This window comes from Sphingobacterium sp. NPDC055346, from assembly GCF_053645235.1.
The window spans coordinates 17310-36431 of record NZ_JBSHMI010000011.1 but is presented as its reverse complement, the minus strand read 5'-3'; the positions used below and the strand labels follow the sequence as shown (position 1 = coordinate 36431).

Below are 19122 nucleotides of genomic sequence, written 5' to 3'. Positions count from 1 at the left end.
AAAGAATCAGTGTTCACTGTGTTCTCTCTAAGCCTTAATATATTTTTATGAAAATCGTAGATCACATCAAGAACGCGAAAGGCAAGACCTTATATTCTTTTGAGCTGTTACCTCCTGCTAAGGGGCAGGGTATCCAAAGTATCTTCCAAACGATGGATGAACTGATGGAATTCAAACCTCCCTTTATCGATGTGACGTACCACCGTGAGGACTACCTGTACAAACAACATGCTAACGGATTGTTGGAAAGGGTGTCCTATAGAAAAAGACCCGGTACGGTAGCCATCTGTGCTGCCATCATGAGTAAATATAAAGTCGATGCGGTTCCGCATCTGATCTGCGGTGGTTTCACCAAAGAAGAAACTGAAAACGCACTTATCGACCTGAATTTCTTAGGTATCGATAATGTATTGGTGCTGAGAGGTGATGCCAGAAAAGGAGATGCCGACTTTATTCCGACCGCTGGAGGACATGCTTATGCAACCGACCTATTGAGACAAGTGGTGGATATGAACGAAGGTTCTTACCTACATGAAGATATAGGCTCATCCGAAAAGACTAATTTCTGTATCGGGGTTGCCGGATACCCCGAGAAGCATTTTGAATCACCTAATTTCAACACCGATTTTAAATGGTTGAAGAAAAAGGTGGAAATGGGAGCTGAATTTATCGTTACCCAAATGTTTTTTAATGTAGAAAAATATAAGGAATTTGTGACGAAGTGTAGGGAAAATGATATTCATGTTCCTATTATTCCAGGACTTAAGCCGTTAACAACCAAAAAGCAATTGATTACCCTTCCTCGGATTTTCCACTTAGATATTCCAGAGGACCTGAGTGATGCCGTGGAATCCTGTAAAACCAATGCGGATGTTAGGCGAGTTGGCGAAGAATGGCTAGTACAGCAATGTAAGGAACTAATAGACTTTGGAGTACCAGTACTGCATTTCTACACCATGAGTAATCCTGGACCTACTAAAAATATCGTTGAAAAATTAGTGTAATTAAATTGACTAACTCTAAAATAAGAACAAAGGGCGAATGATTTCATTCGCCTTTTGTCGTTTATCATGAGGAGAGTTTTTTAACTAATATTCCAGTCTCATACGAGACAGCTTCGAGACAGCTTCGAGAATGCCTTGGATAAAATTTTATTCATTTTGCGAGTTTTCGGAATGTGGGTAAAACAAATCCAAATAAAGCTCCTGAAAATCCAGTAATGATAAGGCCTTTTTGGAAGAAGGAGAGCAGGCGTATTCCATGTTAAATAATGTTAATCACAAATGTGGGAGATAATTCTTTACTAAATTTAAATCACATTTATTACCTACTATTATGAACTATAGCAAAATCAACAATCTTCTCGGCTGGCTATGTGCAGTTATTGCGTTTGTATTGTATGCATTCACTGTGGATCAATCCATCAGTTGGTGGGATACCGGTGAGTTTATTGCAGCATCAGATAAGCTAGAAATTGTTCATCAACCTGGGGCACCCTTGTTTCTCTTGCTGCAGAACCTGTTTTCAAACCTTGCTTTTGGAAATAAGGAACATGTTGCACTTTGGATGAATTTAGGTTCGGCATTTTGTTCAGCCTTGACCATTATGTTTTTGTTTTGGACCATTACAGCCTTGGCAAGAAAACTGCTTTTAGGAAAGTCAGAAGGGAATAGCCTTCTAAATATGCAGATTTTCGCTGCTGGAGCGGTAGGGGCGTTGGCATATGCCTTTACAGATTCTTTTTGGTATTCTGCTGTGGAGTCAGAGGTCTATGCCATGTCATCACTTTGTACGGCCATTGTATTTTGGTTGGCGTTGAAGTGGGAGAGTAGGGCAGATGAACCGGATTCCAATAAATGGCTATTGCTGATTGCCTATGTGATGGGACTGTCCATCGGAGTTCATCTGTTGAATTTATTGACGATTCCTGCCTTAGCACTCCTGATCTATTTCAGGAAGTCAAAGCACGTGACCTGGAAAGGTGCAGTAAAATCCTTTGCTTGGGGAGTTCTCGCCTTAGCCTTTATTCTTTGGGGAGTGATCCAATATTCCGTAAAGATAGCAGCAGGATTTGATCTCTTCTTCGTTAATTCATTGGGGATGCCATTTGGTTCAGGCATTGTTCTGTTTGTCCTGCTCTTAGTTTCAGCAGCGGTTTTCGGAATTATGTATTCGATCAGAAAGAACAAGCCTATCTTAAATCTCTTGATTTTAGGTACTTGTTTGGTCTTTTTCGGGTTCACCTCCTTTAGCATGATAATAATCCGTGCCCAAACGAATATTACACTGAACAATAATGATCCTGATAATGCATATTCCTTTTTGGGCTATTTGAGCAGGGAACAATATCAATCTGAGCCTTTGTTCAAGGGACCGACCTTCAATTCAAAAATAACGGATGTTAATGAATCCTTAGGCTATAGAAAGGATACCGAGCAATATGAGCAATTTGAAAATGTCAAAGGCTATAAATACGACAAGGAAGTATTGTTTCCAAGGTTGTACAGCCAAAAGCATACTGAATTCTATAAACAATATTTGAATCTGAAAGATGGGGAAGATCCAACCTTTTTGGATAATATGAAGTTCTTTTTCAATTATCAGGTAGGTCATATGTATTCCCGTTATTTCATGTGGAATTTCGTGGGCAGGCAGAATGATACACCTAGTCAAGGGGAATTGACCGCTGGGAATTGGATCTCAGGGATTAATTTTTTGGATGAACTGCGTTTGCCGGGAATGGATGCCATTTCTGATCGTATGAAAGAAGATCCAAGTAGGAATACCTACTTCTTCCTTCCACTACTGCTCGGGATTGCTGGCTTGATCTGGCAAGCGAAGCGAAGCCAAAGGGACACCAGCATTGTTGGTCTGTTGTTCTTCTTTACTGGCTTAGCTATTGTGCTCTATTTAAATCAAACACCGCTGCAACCACGTGAGCGTGATTATTCCTATGCAGGTTCGTTTTATGTATTTGCTATATGGATCGGTTTGGGTGTTCTGGGTTTGATCGAATTTATGCAAAAAAGGACCAAACTTTCCATAAAGACAATTACGTATTCTGCCGTTGGATTTGCAATGCTTGCTGGCCCTGTATTGTTGGTCAAGGAGAATTGGGATGACCATGACCGTTCTGGTCGTCATATGACGAGGGAAGTTGCCTTGAATACCTTGAACTCCTGTGAGCCCAATGCCATATTGTTCACCTATGCTGATAATGATACTTTCCCATTATGGTATCTACAGGAAGTAGAGGGGATCAGGACAGATGTCAGGGTGTTGAATTATGGCTACCTTGGCTCGGATTGGTATGTAAAGCAGGCGATGGAGGATGTCAATCAATCCAAAGCTTTGCCGATTGCATTCGACTTTAATAAAGTTAAAAAGGGAGTTCGGGATGTGATTCAGGTGGTTGACCTAGGAATAGAAGGCTATACAGATGTAGATCAATTGCTGGACGTGATGCTTTCGGACGATAATAGGAACAAACTTGAAACCAGTGATGGTCGTTTTGTAAATGTGATGCCGACGAAAAAGCTCCAACTTAAAATAGATAAGGAGAAGGCCCTGAACAATGCCAATATTCCAGCGGAATGGCAGCAGTTTATCCCAGAGCATATGCAATGGGAGCTCAAGGAAAATCTGGTTACCCGAGCAGATCTTAGTTTGATGTCCATTTTGGTCAACAACAATTGGGAAAGGCCAATTTACTTTGTCTCATTAAGTGCGCCGGCAATCTCCATGGGCATGGATAAATACCTTGCTTCAGAGGGCTTGGTCAGCAAGCTGATGCCTGTAGATATGGGGCAATCTTCAAAGGGCAACGGACTGATCAATGCAGATAAGATTTACGACAATGCCATTCATAAATTTGAATGGTCCAATATCAATAAGTTGGAGCATTTCGATGTTGATTCCAACCAATACTATGAGGGATGGATCTACCCCAATATCTATACAGATGGAATGCAAGCCTTGGTTAATCAAGGAAAGTTGAAGGAGGCAAGGGAATTGGCCCTGCAAGCCTATGATTTTCAACCGAAGGAGACCAAAAGCATGCGACAGACCTACTACAATACTGTACTTGTGGATACCTTGCTGAAGGTAAAGGAAGTCGATAGAGCAAAGATTTTGGCGGGTAGGCAATTGGAGGCCATTAAGGAAAATTTGGACTATCAATTGGCAATCTTTCAAAAGGCAAATAGGGGTTATGATTCCATTTCCATACAGTTGGGATTGGCGGCTTTAGACCAGTATGTTCCGATCTTGAAAGAATTGGGAGATGAACAGTTGATGGCTGAAGCTTCCCGACTTGACAAGAAATATAAGGCCGTTTGGTTGTAAAACTATCGAGTCATAAAAAAAGGACAAGTAATTTACTTGTCCTTTTTTTATGGCTTAAAACCAGATTATTTTTTAGACTCTTTAGCCCAAGAGTCTTTCAATGTTACTGTTCTGTTGAAGACAAGTTTATCTTCAGTTGTATTCTTGCTATCTAGGTTAAAATAACCTAAGCGGATAAATTGATATCCTTTTCCAAGCTCAGCATTTGCCAGATCAGGTTCAGCATAGGCTTTTTCAATGATCTGTAGGCTATTTGGATTGATAGATGCTTTGAAGTCTTCGGCAGCAGCAGGATTCTCATCTTGGAACAGACGGTCATAAAGACGTACTTCCACTTCTTTAGCATGTGGTACAGAAACCCAGTGAATGGTTCCTTTTACCTTCATGCCTGATGTATCCTCGCCAGATTTTGAATTAGGAACATATTCACAGTACACTTCCGTAATATTACCGTTTTCATCTTTTTTGAAATCAGTACAGGTTACGATATATCCGTGTTTCAAGCGTACGGAAAGACCAGGGCCTAATCTAAAGAATTTCTTAGGTGCATCTTCCATAAAGTCGTCACGCTCGATCCATAGTTCTTTAGAAAATGGGATAACCCTGCTTCCTTCTCCACCTTCAACTTCTGGGTTGTTTTCGCCATGTAGCTCTTCAACCTTCCCATCAGGATAATTTGTGATGATTAATTTAATTGGATCCAATACAGCCATTCTGCGCCAAGCTGTTTTGTTCAGGTCCTCACGGATACAGAATTCCAATAGGCTGACATCGATCATGTTTTCACGCTTTTGGATACCGATGCGTTCGCAGAAATTACGGATACTTTCAGGGGTATATCCACGTCTACGTAGACCTGAAATGGTAGGCATCCTTGGATCGTCCCAACCTTCAACGAACTTTTCGTTTACCAATTGAAGCAATTTACGCTTACTCATCACCGTGTAGTTCAGGTTTAAACGAGCAAACTCATATTGTTTAGATGGGAAGATCTCCAAACTGTTGATCAACCAATCGTATAATGGGCGGTGCGGAATAAATTCCAAGGTACATACCGAGTGGGTTATCTTTTCGATGGAATCAGATTGTCCATGAGCAAAATCATACATTGGATAGATGCACCATTTGTCACCGGTACGGTGGTGGTGTGCATGTTTGATACGATAAATGATCGGATCGCGCATGTGCATATTAGGGCTCGCCAAGTCTACCTTGGCACGCAATACTTTTTCGCCATCTTTATATTTACCATCGCGCATCTCTTCGAAAAGTTTTAGGTTTTCTTCGATAGAGCGGCTGCGGTATACGGTCGGAGTCCCTGGAACGGTCGGAGTTCCCTTAGATGCAGCGATTTCTTCTGAAGTGCTGTCGTCTACATAAGCCAATTCCTTTTTGATCAATTCGACTGCAAAGTCGTAAAGTGTATCAAAGTAATCTGAGGTGTATAATTCCTCGGCCCACTGGAATCCTAACCATTGAATATCTTTTTTGATGCTATCTACGTATTCCACATCCTCTGTTACAGGGTTGGTGTCGTCGAAACGTAGGTTTGTTTTGCCATTGTACTTCTGCGCTAAAGAAAAATTTAGACAGATTGACTTAGCATGCCCAATATGAAGATAGCCGTTTGGCTCAGGAGGGAAACGGGTCAATACACGCCCATCATTTTTCCCATTACGAAGATCCTCTTCGATAATCTCTTCAATAAAATTCAATGATTTTTCTTCTTCTACCATGTAGCAAAGTTAGCTATTTCAACGATATAATGGATAATAGCATAACGAATACTTGTTTGATTTTGCTTATTTTCGATTTAAAATTATGGAACTATGAATTTGAGAGTCCTAACCTTTCTTTGTTTGCTATTTCCTTGTCTGGTTTGTGCGCAAAAAAAGGCAAAACCAAAGATGTTCGTTTATGGATCGGACATTACTGCCCTGTCTGCTGCAATACAGGCTGCCAGATCGAATGTTCCGACCGTCATGCTGATGGACAGGCCGATTTTGGCAGAGGAAATCACTTCCGAGGTCCTTCAGATTGAAGGCAATAAAAACTTGGATGGTGGAATATGGATGGGCATACTGATGGAAATGGCAATCAGCAAGACCCGTGATGATTCCTTGGCTCAGGTGGTCAAAAAGGATTTTAATCCACAATTGGCAAGGAATGCCATTGACAAGTATATGCGTGAATTGCCAAACCTGACCGTCATTAAGGAACAGAGCATATCTAAAGTAACCCGAAATAAAAGAAATTGGGAAATTATCCTTTCCAATAGACAGAAATTTGAAGTGCTGTCGGTGGTAGATGCCAGTGAAGATGCAGGCCTGGTTAAGGCATCTGGCCTTAAATTGGACTCGGCATTGCAAGGTGGATATACTAAAGCCAAGGATATGGGGCTGGCAATCAGCAGGACCAGTTTGGCCGTAGGAGAATTGGATAGGGTTTCCTCTGTGGTCTTCCTGAAAGATTTGTTGGACTTTGAAAAAGAAAACCTGTTTGATATCGGGCGATTGAGATCCATGGCTAAATCGCCGGATAACATTGGATTCAGATCTTCCTTTGGGCAGGCCATTGGTGCTACAGCAGGCTATACAGCTTTCTTCAAGACCGATAGCAAGAAAATCGATATCCGTAAGCTACAAGCAGAGCTTTTGGCTTTCAAGGCCAGATTGATCCCGTACCAGGATGTGGAAGTTAAAGACCCTCATTTTGCTGCCATCCAAAAATGTTATTTGACTGGTTTCTTTTTGGGAAAGGAAGTCGAGGGGAAATACATCTTTGATGGTGACCAAATCGTCAAATTTAAGGATGTTAAAGCTGTCCTAAATGATATTTATACCCGTAGTCAGTTATGGTTTTTGGATAATTACCGTGAGGATGAGATGACGTGGAAAGATTTATTGGGCATGATCAAATTCATTGCCTTTAAGGGAGATGAAGTAGATAGACAGATCGCCAAGGATTGGAAAACCAAATTGAAGTTTGAGGGGGAGTTTTCTCCAGAGAATAAAGTGACTAGGGATCAATTTGCTGTCGTGGCCGATCTTTTTTCCAGTTCATTTGCAAAAGCCATCAATTTAGATGGAAGCTTTGTCAAATAGGGAAGATATTGATATATAAAAAAGGCCCTTCAACAATTTGTTGAAGGGCTTTTTCTAATCTATGGTAATAGTCCTAGGGGCATTTTATACATATGCGAAAACAGTTCCCATACCTTCATTATTGGTAAAGGTGGTATCCAAGTTGATCAATTGACCGGTTCCGATATTGATCACCATTCCATGGATTGCTAAATCGGCACCATTCTTCCATGCATTTTGGACGATAGAGGTAGAGGTCAAGTTGAATACTTGCTCCTTTACGTTCAATTCTACCAGTTTGTTTGCTTTTTCTTCTTGATCTTCAATAGAATCAATCTCCGCAGCGTGCAAACGGTAAACATCTTTGATATGGCACAACCAGTTGTCGATGATGCCGTATTGTTGAGAACTCAATGAAGCGGCAACACCACCACAGCCATAATGGCCAGCAACGATGATATGTTTTACTTTCAATACATTGACCGCATAGTCTAATACTGCTAACATGCTCATGTCTGAATGGACACACATATTGGCGATATTACGGTGTACAAATACTTCACCGGGTTTCTTTCCCGTCAATTCATTCGCAGGAACACGACTATCAGCGCATCCAATCCATAAGATTTCTGGACTTTGGCCTTTAGAAAGTTGTTGAAATCTGCCTGATGAATCTTTCGCTACGAAGTCCATCCAGTCTTTGTTTCCTTCTAAAATCTGAGTAAATCCTGTTTCTAATTCTTTTTGTCCCATTATTATGTGATTTTATTTATTTGTAAGGTCTAATGAAAGACCTTACAAGTTTCTGCAATTATTTTAAATTAATTAAACTACTTTTTTAAGTTTTTGTTTTTTGGCGATGCCGTTTCTTTTGTACGTAACATCGTTCAACTCAATTTCCAGGCCTTTGCTAATGGCATTTTGCTCGAAATCCTTAATGACATCGATGACATCCTTGTCAATAAACTTACTTTTTTGACCATCAATGATGATGGATTTTACACTCTTCGGAAGATTGTAAAGTTTTTGTTGAATCGGTGCTTTGTTCAAGAAAGTTACCTCTTCTGCCAAAGTGATGACAGCTGTTTCGTTCTCTGAATGATCGGTAGATTTGATGTTCAGGTGGTATGCATTGTGCATGTTTGCACGCAGGATATAGAAAGTCGCCACCAAGATACCAATTCCTACACCGGTCAATAGATCGGTGAACACTACAGCAACAACCGTAACTACGAAAGGAATAAATTGATCCAAGCCTTTTACCAACATTTGCTTGAACAAGGCTGGTTTTGCCAGTTTATAACCTGTATGCAATAGAATTGCTGCCAAACCTGCCAAAGGGATCAAGTTGATCATACTAGGGATGGCCAATAAAGCTAACAATAACCAAACACCATGCAAGATTGACGATTGTCTGGTCTTACCACCTGCATTCGCATTTGCTGATGAACGTACGATTACTGAAGTCATCGGTAAACCACCCAAGAAACCACTTGTAATATTACCAATACCCTGAGCGATCAGCTCGCGGTTTGTTGGTGAATTACGTTTCAAAGGATCCAGTTTATCTACGGCTTCAATACTCAACAAGGTTTCTAAACTTGCGATGATCGCAATGGTAAAGGCCACAATCCATACTTCTTTATTGAAGATCTGGGTGAAATCCGGGAAAATGAAAAGTCCTTGGAATTCAGCAAATGAGGATACCACTGGGATATTCACAAAATGTCCTTGGCTCAATGCGAATGAAGTTCCTTGGAAGGCAAAACCTAAGCCTACACCTAATAATACGACGATTAGCGGTGCAGGGATTTTGTTCAACTTCTTGATATTTGGCCAAAAGATCAATACGGCCAATGAAAGGAAACAAATAATGGTGGCACCCCAATTGACATTTGAGATCACTGTGTTTGTAAAGGCAGTAATTCCGCCACCATTTTCAAAATCGAATGCATTAGTTTCCGATAATCCAAATGCTAAAGGGATCTGTTTCAATATAATGGTGATACCGATTGCGGCCAACATGCCCAATATGACAGATGATGGAAAGTAGTTTCCAATCATTCCTGCCTTAATGATCCCTAGGATCAATTGGATGGCACCTGCAATAAGTACGGCCAAAATAAAGGTTTCATAAGCGCCTAATTGTTCAATGGCACCTAAAACAATAACTGTTAATCCTGCTGCTGGACCACTCACAGACAAGGGTGATCCTGAAATCGATGCTACTACAATACCACCGATGATACCGGTCAATATACCGGCAAATAGAGGCGCTCCAGACGCCATTGCAATTCCCAGACATAATGGCAAAGCCACTAAAAATACTACAATACTAGCTGGGAAATCATATTTTAAGTCCCTTTTTGATAATTTCAAAAAAGCGGACGTACGTGTACCAAACATAAACCTACGTTTTAAATTTTTAATTCAATAAATGATAATTTGATTCAGTATTCCTATTAAGACGTCGATCTAATGAGGTCAGAACAGGGTATACCCTTAGGATATTGAATTAACAATTAGGAGGTGGAGTGGGTACGGAGGCATGGTAGGCACAGATACTCTTCTCGTTTTTCAGGTAGTGTTTAATACCAGCGCTATTTTCTACGGTTGGGTTGAAAAGCATGAAATCAATGTCACCTGGTCTAAAGATCTTGATACCTGTTTCGTGCAGGTCCTCATTGTTGCTATTAGTCCCTTTCGCGGTGTTCTCAATTTCAAGCTGCATGACTACTTGTAAGACTGTACCTTTATCCAGTACATCCACAAACATAGGGGTAATAGAAATCAGCATCTTCGTGAAGAAGATAAAGAAGCAAAGTTTTGCTGCCAATATTCTATATGCCTTTGTAAACATGTGGGTCTTAATAATCATTTCTGCAACAAAAATAAAATTAAATTTTAAAATAGTTTCTTTTTTGAAATTTTATTATGAAAAAATTACAAAAGTCGCCTCTTTAATCTGAATTCTTAATATTGTGTTAACATAATTTTGTTTAAAATCTTAATTTGAATAATTATATCTTTATTTATTATTTCAATTAGCATTTTAAGGCTATAACTTATGAAAGAACAATTTATTGAAAAGATAACTGCCTCCTATAATCCTAAGGGGCCATTTATACAATTAGGTTCTGGTATCCTTGATGGTGAGATTGTAACAGCAGCTAAGGTAAACCTCGCTTTAAAGATGATGAACCGACATGGTCTGATTGCAGGAGCGACCGGAACGGGTAAGACCCGGACCCTGCAATTGACTGCGGAACAACTATCGGATGCCGGTGTGCCGGTTTTCATGTTGGATGTAAAGGGGGATTTATCGGGATTAGCTGAACCTGGAAAAACCAATGATGCCTTGATAGAGCGTGGAAACGCTGTTGGGATCCCTTTTGAACCCGCAAGTTTCCCTATAGAACTGTTTTCTCTTTCCGGAAAATTAGGTGCTCCAATGCGAGTTACTGTCGAGGATTTTGGTCCGGTGCTACTTGCCCGTATCTTGGACCTGAACGATACCCAAGCTGGGGTATTGAGTGCTATATTCAAATATGCGGATGATACGCAGTTGCCTATCGTCGATTTTCCGGATCTTAAAAAGTTGCTGAGTTACCTTTCTGATGGGCCCGGCGCTGAGGAAATCAAGAATGATTATGGTAAGATCTCGACAGCAAGTGCCAATACGATCTTAAGGAAAATTGTCGCCATCGAACAACAGGGGCTTGCCCATATCTTTGGTGAAAAAGAATTTGATATACAGGACCTGTTTGGAAAAGTGGATGGAAAAGGGGTAATTACCTTATTGAACATTTCCGATATCCAAGACCAACCTTTGTTATTTTCCACATTTTTATTGAGCCTTTTGGCCCAATTATTTAAGAAATTACCTGAAGTTGGGGATTTAGATAAACCTAAATTGGTGTTTTTCTTTGATGAGGCACACTTATTGTTTAATGGAGCATCGAAGGCTTTCTTGACGCAGATCGAGCAGATCGTTCGATTGATCCGTTCAAAAGGGGTAGGGGTGTTCTTCTGTACACAGGCGGCAACGGATATTCCTGAATCTGTTTTAGGACAATTAGGGAACAGGGTCCAACATGCTTTAAGAGCATTTACCCCGAACGATGTCGATAACTTAAGGAAAACGGTGAAAACTTATCCTACATCGGAGTTTTACGAGATCGATAAGGTCTTGACCTCATTAGGGACAGGGCAGGCTTTGGTAACTGTATTGAATGATAAAGGTATTCCGACAGAGGTGGTTGCAACGCATTTAGTGCCCGCAAGAGCCGTAATGGGTCCATGTAGCCCTCAGTTGTATGAGGAATTGGTTCAAAATTCGGATTACCGTTCGAAATATCAAGAACGAGTGGAAAGACAGACTGCATCAGAAATCATTGAGGAGCGCATGAAGTCTTTTGAAGCAAAGAAAGAGGCCGAGGCGGCACAGAAAGAAGCGGAGAAAGCAGCAGGGAAAACGAGGTCTTCTGGATCTAGGAGACAAACACCATTGGAAGCCGCACAGACGCAGGCGAGCAGGACATTGGCGAGAGAGGGCGCGAAATTATTAGGGAAGATTGCCAATGGCATCCTAAACTCTATCTTCAAAAAGAGATAATATTTAAAACATTATATTTGCAAACGAAAATCGAGTACTAAACAAAAAATTACATTATGGGAAAACCAACTTTGGTGGTTCTAGCAGCGGGAATGGCTAGCCGTTATGGTTCATTAAAACAAGTGGATGGTTTTGGTCCACATGGGGAAACAATTATTGATTATTCCATTTTTGATGCGATCCGTGCCGGTTTTGGAAAAGTAGTTTTCATTATCCGTGAAGAATTTGAAGCCGTGATGCGTGAAAAATTTGACGCCAAGCTTGCAGGTAAGATCGAGGTAGCTTATGCTTTTCAAGATTTTAACTTGAGGAAATTCGGAATCGATAAAGATATTGAACGTGCTAAACCTTGGGGTACAGCTCATGCTGTGATGAGTGCGAAGGATGAAGTTGATGGACCTTTCTGTGTAATCAATGCTGATGATTTTTATGGTTATGATGCCTTTAAGAAAATGGCTGATTTCCTAAGCAATGAGGCGGATGATAAGCACATGTCTTTGATGGGATTTGCATTGGGCAATACCATGTCAGACTATGGCTATGTTTCTCGTGGTGTATGTGAGGTGACTCCTGAAGGCCATATGGCTTCCGTTACGGAAAGAACGAACATCTATTATGATAGCGCTGAAGGCGACAAGAAAATCGTCTTCGAAGAGAACGGAGTAAAAAATGAATTGCCAGCGGATGCGCGTGTATCGATGAACTTCTGGGGCTTTACTCCTAAAATCTTTGAAGTGGCGATGGAGATGTTCCCTAAGTTTGTTGAAGAAAATGGTGATAATCCTAAATCAGAATTTTTTATCCCTTCTGTTCCTGATTACATGGTAAAAAAAGGACAGGCTGACTTTAAAGTAATTCCAACGTCTTCGAAATGGTTTGGTGTTACTTATATGGAAGATAAACCAATCGTACAGGATAGTATCTCAAAATTGGTAGCTGATGGAGAATACCCTCAGAAATTATTTTAATACCAAGTTTTAAAAATATATCGAATGGCAGGCATAGTCCTGCCATTTGTTTTTCCACAATATTGATATCTTTATTTCTTTAATCGATCTATGATGAAGAAAGTTATGATGGCCCTTCTCTATGTGTTTATTGGATTAATAGTGTTTGCAGGTCTATACTTTGCGGCAGATTCTGTCTTGTCAAGGATTTCTGCCGATAAGCCCGATAAAGAGGGAAAACCTAAAAATATCACGGTTTATGTGCTATCCAATGATGTACATACCGATATCGTGCTTCCCATTCGGAATGAATTACAGGACTGGACAGAGGTTTTTCCCATTGAAAACAATAAAGGAAAAGATTTGAATCAACAATATGTTTCTATTGGTTGGGGTGATAAAGGCTTTTACCTGAATACCCCTGAGTGGAAGGACCTGACCTTAAAGACTGCTTTGGTAGCTGGTTTGGGTATTGGTGAAACTGCCCTGCATGTCACTTACTATAAACGGATGGAAGAAAATGACCTTTGCTATAAAGTTCATATCGATAGCAATCAGTATAATGTCCTGAAAAGTTATATCCTGAATTCCTTGGATATCGGGGAGGATGGTAAACCTATTTTGATTGAGACGAATGCGCAATATGGTCCTGATGATGCATTCTATGAGGCTAAGGGAGCTTACAGTTTGTTTTATTCCTGTAATACTTGGTCTAATGCTGCTTTGAAAAAGGCAAATATGCCATCTGGAGTTTGGACGGTTTTTGATAAGGGGATTTTAAGGCATTATAGGGATTAAGGTTATATTGGAATATATCTGAATAAAAAAAAGCTGCATTTGCAGCTTTTTTTTATTCAGATAATAATTTTGTCAATTCTTTTTGGATTTCGGCCCCTTTATCTTCATTATACCATCTTTGGATGTTTTCTTTGATTTCTTCCATGGGTTTTCCTTCCGCTCTTTCAGTTTCGAAGATTTCCTGTAGTGCATCTGGACGTGGTCCCCATACCACTTTATCATGTCCTACATCATTACGGATGATCAATTTCGGGATTGATTTTCCGCCATTGGTCAAGTAATCGTCGATTAAAAAAGGTTCAGTGTCGCGAAGTTGAATATCAAGATCGATAAAAGGATTGTCCTTTACGATTTTATAGATCTGAGCAACGGAGTGCCCTGCATCCCCACACCAAGGTTCTGTGATTAAGATCCAGTGTTGTGGATCTTTGATGTTTTCAATGCATACTTTCATTTCTGCTGATGGTTCAAATTTTTTCAACCATCTGTTCATTCTGGACCAATTGAGTTTAGCGTAACTTAAATAGTCAGGGTTTGATGAGTATGCTTCGTGTTTTTCGGTATTGTTTAAGATATCCTCGAAGTAACTCTGGTATTCGTCAAAAGTCATGTTGGATTAATTTTTCCAAAAATACATATTATTCCAATATTTGAGAAAAAATGACAGAATGTCACGCTCAAATGACAATTCCTTGCAGATTTTTCCGACTTTGGAATGACAAAGTCAGATAAAACTGTTTGGCATAAGCGTTGTTAATAGAGAATAAGTAATCATTAAACATTAAAGAAAACACAACAAGATATGTCAAAAATTATAGGAATCGACTTAGGAACTACCAACTCATGTGTAGCCGTTATGGAAGGTAATGAGCCGGTAGTTATTGCAAATAACGAAGGAAAGCGTACTACACCTTCTGTTGTTGCATTCGTAGCAGGCGGGGAACGCAAGGTTGGAGATCCAGCAAAACGTCAAGCCATCACTAATCCACAGAACACGATCTACTCGATCAAGCGTTTTATGGGGGTTACATACAATGAGGCAAAAGGCGAAATCGACAAAGTTCCTTATAAAGTAGTAAAAGGCGACAATGATACACCACGTGTGGAGATTGGCGACCGTAAATATACTCCTCAAGAAATCTCAGCAATGATCCTTCAAAAAATGAAGAAAACTGCAGAAGATTACTTAGGACAAGAAGTAACTCGTGCCGTAATTACAGTACCTGCTTATTTTAATGACGCACAACGTCAGGCAACGAAAGAAGCTGGTGAAATCGCAGGCTTGAAAGTAGAACGTATCATCAACGAACCTACTGCCGCAGCATTAGCATATGGTCTTGAGAAAGCAGACAAAGACATGAAAATCGTAGTTTTTGACTGTGGTGGTGGTACTCATGACGTTTCAGTATTGGAATTAGGTGACGGTGTGTTTGAAGTAAAATCTACTGATGGTGATACGCACTTAGGTGGTGATGACTTTGATAACGCTATCATTAACTGGTTAGCTGACGAGTTTGCAGACGAAAACGGTGGATTGGACTTGAGAAAAGACCCAATGGCATTGCAACGTTTGAAAGATGCTGCTGAGAAAGCGAAAATCGAGTTGTCAAGCACAACTTCTACAGAGATCAACTTACCATATATCACTGCAGATGGATCTGGTCCTAAGCACTTAGTTCGTTCTTTATCACGTGCTAAATTCGAAAGCTTAGTAGGTCCACTTATCGAACGTACTATCGAGCCTTGCCGTACAGCATTGAAAAATGCAGGATTCAATACTTCAGATATCGACGAAGTAATCCTTGTAGGTGGTTCTACTCGTATCCCAGCAATCCAAGATGCTGTTAAGAAATTCTTCGGAAAAGAGCCTTCAAAAGGTGTTAACCCTGATGAGGTAGTAGCATTAGGTGCTGCAATCCAAGGTGGTGTATTGACAGGTGAAGTAAAAGACGTGTTGTTATTAGACGTAACTCCACTTTCTTTAGGTATTGAAACCATGGGTGGTGTAATGACCAAATTAATTGAGGCCAACACAACTATCCCTACGCGTAAATCGGAAGTTTTCTCTACCGCTTCGGATAATCAACCATCTGTTGAGATCCATGTATTACAAGGTGAGAGACCAATGGCTGCTCAGAACCGTACGTTAGGACGTTTCCAATTGACAGACATTCCTCCTGCACCTCGTGGAATCCCTCAAATTGAAGTAGTATTTGATATCGATGCTAACGGTATTATCAAAGTGTCAGCAATCGACAACGCTACAGGTAAAGAGCAAAACATCCGTATCGAAGCTTCTTCAGGTCTATCTGACGAAGAGGTTAAGAAAATGAAACAAGAAGCTGAAGCCAATGCAGAAGCTGATAAAAAAGTAAAAGAGGAAGTAGATAAATTGAACTCTGCTGATGCCTTGATCTTCTCAACTGAAAAACAATTGAAAGAATATGGCGATAAAATCTCTGCAGATAAAAAAGGTCCTATCGAATCTGGTCTAGAGAAGTTGAAAAAAGCACATGCTGACAAAAACTTCGCAGATATCGAGACTGCATCTACTGAATTGAATGCTGCATGGAGTGCTGCATCTGAAGAAATGTACGCTGCATCGCAACAAGGAGCCGGTCAACAACAAGCTCAAGGTGATGCTGGTCAAGCAAACAATGGCGGAAACCAAGGTGGTGGCGCTGATGACGTGCAAGACGTAGATTTCGAAGAGGTTAAATAAAACATTAAGTTTACCCCCTTATATTGAAAAGGAGTTGCCTGGAAATGGGCAACTCCTTTTTTAGTATTTAGTAATGAGTATTTAGTATTTAGACCTTGGGGCTGTTTAATTATGGATATAAATCATTATTTTGTTTATCTAAATACTAAATACTAAATACTAAATACTAAATACTACAACTCATGAACATCGAAGAACTTCGGGATTATTGCATCGCAAAAAAGGAAAGTACAGAGGAAACACCATTTGGTCCAGACACTTTAGTGTTTAAGGTATTGGGGAAAGTCTTTCTTCTGGTAGGATTAGACCAGGTGGACCAACTTTCTTTTAATGTGAAATGTGATCCTGAGTATGCCGTTGAATTAAGGGAGAAATATGAACATACTGTCTTGCCTGGTTACCATATGAACAAAAAGCATTGGAATACGGTACATGCTAACAGGCAGTTGAACGACCAAAAACTCTTTGAGTTAATAGACCATAGTTATGAGCTGATTGTTCAAGGCTTACCGAAGAAGGAACGTGAGAAACTATCTTAAAGTTTAAACTTTTCCTTTACCTCTTCTAAATAGCTTCCGCCAATGGGAATTTCCATATCCTCTATCCAGATAGAATGTCTGTCTAGCTTACTGATTTTGTTCGAGTTGATAATATAGGAACGATGGACCTGCAAAAAAGAATCATCTGCCCACTCCGATAGAAATTCTTTGATGGTCATCCTTGCCAATACCTCACGGCCTTCTAGAATGAACCGAATATAATTGCCAACGGCTTGAAGGGCCAAGACCTCTTTCAAATCAATCTTTATCATTTGATACCCGTCCTTCACGAATAAGCTTGGGTTATTGTCTATCACACCTTTTAGTTCCAATAATTCCTTAGCCCTAATCACTGCCTTTTCAAAGCGGTCAAATGTGTAGGGTTTTAGGAGATAATCCAATGCCTCCAGTTCAAAACCAGATAGGGCATATTCAGAATAGGCGGTTGAGAAAATCACGAGTGGTTTTTCTTCCAGGCCCTTGAATAGGTCAATTCCATTAATGTCTGGCATGCGCACATCTAAGAACAGCAATTGAACCTCATTATGTTGCAGATATTCCTTTGCCTCAAGACTATTCAGGAACTGTTTTTCCAGATTTAGATAAGGAATTTGTTCGGCGTATCTCCTGATGATATCCAGTGCTATCGGTTCATCATCTATGGCAATGGCTTTAATCATTTTCGTTCATTTTGGATGCTATCTCCGAATGAGGGACTTCATCGAGGTCAATCGTCAGAAAAACAAAATACTCCTGTTGGTTTTGTTCCATAACCAGCATATAGCGGTCAGGGTAGGTCAGGTCCAGCCTAGACCTTACATTTTCCAGCCCGATTCCTGATTTCATTCTTTCCAGGTCGGTTCCGGTGCTTTTGTGAATGCTGTTGTAAACGGAAAATTTCAACTGTCCATCGACCACATCTGCATTCACCTTGATCCAGGAAGGTTTGCTCATACTGATGCCATGTTTGAAAGCATTTTCAACAAAGGGAATCAGGAGCATCGGTGCAATGTACAAGCTGTCCAAGCTATCTATGATTTCATGTTCAATCTTGACGTTAGGAACACTCTCAGTCCTTAAGCTCTGAATAGCGATATATTCTTTTAAGTAACTTAAATCTCTGGAAAGAGGGATTTGATCCTGTTGGTTTTCAAAGATCAGGAAACGCATCATTTGGCTCAGCCGTTGAACCGAATCTGCAGTGCGGCTTGCATTCTCCTGCAGGGCAATTCCATAGATGCTGTTCATGACATTGAACAGAAAGTGCGGGTTTACCTGAGATTGCATCAGTTTATATTCCGCTGCGGTCTTGCCCAAGTCCTTTCTCAAGAAGTCGATGGTCTTTTTGTCAGCTCGGTACCTGAAAAAGTAAAAGTAGGTCGCCAAGATCACAACAGAAGCAAATAAGGCACCTACAAATATGATTTTGTCACTATATCGTCCATGTATAAGTTGGACAAGGATCAGGAAAGGGATAAAAATAAGGATTGCACTCAATATGCTGATCAAGATGTACTCCACTTTGGTGATCTTCTTTTTGACCAATAGCTCCAATAGCGAAAAGTTATTTAAGGCATATAGCAGGTAGCCAAAAGGAGCATAGAGGAATAAAATGGCCAAATGTCGGTGTATGGACATGGAAATCACAAAGAAAATCAATGACATGCCGATAATAAAGAGGAATTCAGTAATGAATCTCCTGAAGGTCATTTTGTGGTTTGATCTAGTGCTGCTTAAATTCATAATCGAGTTATAAAATTATAAAAAAGAAAATAGTATTAGCCTAAAGCGGTTTTTTCTTGAGGATAATTGAAAGGAAGAATCGGAAAGCCTAGAAAATCGGGATCCTGGTTCATCAAGGTTTCCTGAAAGTGATCAATGAGATGAATAGTTCCATGTGGATACTCCTCCTGCAAGTTGAAGTATGATTCAATGGGATGTAGGAGTTGATCTTGCACCTGGTTTTGGTAGTTCGTTTCGAATATGCTGGTCAAGAATCGGATTAGATAATAAAACATCATAACTTTCAATTTTCTGCCTTTGTTTATTCCTGACACAATAATATTGAAGAATT

General features: G+C 40.1%; 16 protein-coding genes. 8 read left to right on the top strand and 8 right to left on the bottom strand.

Going from position 1 to position 19122, the window contains the following annotated elements; translation table 11 throughout:
- Window positions 1-47: 47 nt before the first annotated feature.
- Both ACWICE_RS18775 and ACWICE_RS18770 read left to right on the top strand, forming a co-directional pair.
- On the top strand, window positions 48-1004 hold the full coding sequence (locus ACWICE_RS18775) for a methylenetetrahydrofolate reductase (RefSeq protein WP_185213942.1): 957 nt from the start codon (window positions 48-50) through the stop codon (window positions 1002-1004).
- A gap of 331 nt (window positions 1005-1335) precedes the next feature.
- Window positions 1336-4344, top strand: a complete 3009-nt coding sequence (locus ACWICE_RS18770) for a glycosyltransferase family 117 protein (RefSeq protein WP_454298992.1) — start codon at window positions 1336-1338, stop codon at window positions 4342-4344.
- 65 nt (window positions 4345-4409) lie between these two features.
- Here the strand turns inward: ACWICE_RS18770 and ACWICE_RS18765 are convergent, their stop codons facing one another.
- Window positions 4410-6080 carry a glutamine--tRNA ligase/YqeY domain fusion protein gene (locus tag ACWICE_RS18765; protein ID WP_185217333.1) on the bottom strand — a complete coding sequence of 557 codons (1671 nt, stop codon included), beginning with the start codon at window positions 6078-6080 and terminating at the stop codon, window positions 4410-4412.
- A gap of 93 nt (window positions 6081-6173) precedes the next feature.
- On the opposite strand from ACWICE_RS18765, the gene ACWICE_RS18760 reads away from it, so the two are divergent.
- A complete protein-coding gene (locus ACWICE_RS18760) occupies window positions 6174-7448 on the top strand; it encodes an FAD-dependent oxidoreductase (RefSeq protein ID WP_454298991.1) in 1275 nt (424 codons plus the stop codon).
- A gap of 84 nt (window positions 7449-7532) precedes the next feature.
- On the opposite strand, the gene ACWICE_RS18755 is transcribed toward ACWICE_RS18760, so the two are convergent.
- From ACWICE_RS18755 to ACWICE_RS18745, 3 genes are all read right to left on the bottom strand, one after another.
- Complete coding sequence (locus tag ACWICE_RS18755; protein WP_313260392.1) at window positions 7533-8180, bottom strand: carbonic anhydrase; 648 nt, start codon at window positions 8178-8180, stop codon at window positions 7533-7535.
- Between the two features lie 72 nt (window positions 8181-8252).
- Window positions 8253-9833 carry a SulP family inorganic anion transporter gene (locus ACWICE_RS18750; protein ID WP_185213947.1) on the bottom strand — a complete coding sequence of 527 codons (1581 nt, stop codon included), beginning with the start codon at window positions 9831-9833 and terminating at the stop codon, window positions 8253-8255.
- A gap of 109 nt (window positions 9834-9942) precedes the next feature.
- Window positions 9943-10287 (bottom strand): hypothetical protein, encoded by a 345-nt coding sequence (locus tag ACWICE_RS18745; protein WP_237219504.1) that lies wholly within the window; start codon window positions 10285-10287, stop codon window positions 9943-9945.
- Between the two features lie 207 nt (window positions 10288-10494).
- Between ACWICE_RS18745 and ACWICE_RS18740 the strand changes: the two genes are divergently transcribed.
- The 3 genes from ACWICE_RS18740 to ACWICE_RS18730 all read left to right on the top strand — a co-directional run bounded on the left by ACWICE_RS18740 (window position 10495) and on the right by ACWICE_RS18730 (window position 13787).
- A complete protein-coding gene (locus tag ACWICE_RS18740; RefSeq protein WP_454298990.1) occupies window positions 10495-12042 on the top strand; it encodes a helicase HerA-like domain-containing protein in 1548 nt (515 codons plus the stop codon).
- Window positions 12043-12098: 56 nt separating this feature from the next.
- Window positions 12099-13010 carry a nucleotidyltransferase family protein gene (locus ACWICE_RS18735; protein ID WP_454298989.1) on the top strand — a complete coding sequence of 304 codons (912 nt, stop codon included), beginning with the start codon at window positions 12099-12101 and terminating at the stop codon, window positions 13008-13010.
- Window positions 13011-13100: 90 nt separating this feature from the next.
- Window positions 13101-13787 carry a TIGR02117 family protein gene (locus ACWICE_RS18730; RefSeq protein ID WP_454298988.1) on the top strand — a complete coding sequence of 229 codons (687 nt, stop codon included), beginning with the start codon at window positions 13101-13103 and terminating at the stop codon, window positions 13785-13787.
- A 52-nt stretch (window positions 13788-13839) separates the two neighbouring features.
- Here ACWICE_RS18730 and ACWICE_RS18725 read toward each other — a convergent pair whose 3' ends face one another.
- Window positions 13840-14397, bottom strand: coding sequence for a thioredoxin family protein (locus ACWICE_RS18725; RefSeq protein ID WP_185213950.1), 558 nt, complete (start codon window positions 14395-14397; stop codon window positions 13840-13842).
- Between the two features lie 192 nt (window positions 14398-14589).
- Between ACWICE_RS18725 and dnaK the strand changes: the two genes are divergently transcribed.
- Together dnaK and ACWICE_RS18715 are read left to right on the top strand one after the other, a co-directional pair.
- On the top strand, window positions 14590-16509 hold the full coding sequence (gene dnaK / locus ACWICE_RS18720; protein WP_454298987.1) for a molecular chaperone DnaK: 1920 nt from the start codon (window positions 14590-14592) through the stop codon (window positions 16507-16509).
- 182 nt (window positions 16510-16691) lie between these two features.
- Window positions 16692-17048, top strand: a complete 357-nt coding sequence (locus ACWICE_RS18715; protein ID WP_254529058.1) for an MmcQ/YjbR family DNA-binding protein — start codon at window positions 16692-16694, stop codon at window positions 17046-17048.
- Here the strand turns inward: ACWICE_RS18715 and ACWICE_RS18710 are convergent.
- From ACWICE_RS18710 to ACWICE_RS18700, 3 genes are read right to left on the bottom strand one after another with little or no spacing between them, the layout of a single operon-like run.
- Window positions 17045-17728 carry a LytR/AlgR family response regulator transcription factor gene (locus ACWICE_RS18710; RefSeq protein WP_454298986.1) on the bottom strand — a complete coding sequence of 228 codons (684 nt, stop codon included), beginning with the start codon at window positions 17726-17728 and terminating at the stop codon, window positions 17045-17047. The two genes, ACWICE_RS18715 and ACWICE_RS18710, sit on opposite strands and share 4 nt — an antisense overlap.
- Window positions 17721-18791 carry a sensor histidine kinase gene (locus ACWICE_RS18705; RefSeq protein ID WP_454298985.1) on the bottom strand — a complete coding sequence of 357 codons (1071 nt, stop codon included), beginning with the start codon at window positions 18789-18791 and terminating at the stop codon, window positions 17721-17723. Before ACWICE_RS18705 ends, ACWICE_RS18710 begins: the two co-directional genes overlap by 8 nt.
- 35 nt (window positions 18792-18826) lie before the next feature.
- Window positions 18827-19069 (bottom strand): hypothetical protein, encoded by a 243-nt coding sequence (locus tag ACWICE_RS18700; RefSeq protein ID WP_454298984.1) that lies wholly within the window; start codon window positions 19067-19069, stop codon window positions 18827-18829.
- Window positions 19070-19122 lie beyond the last annotated feature (53 nt).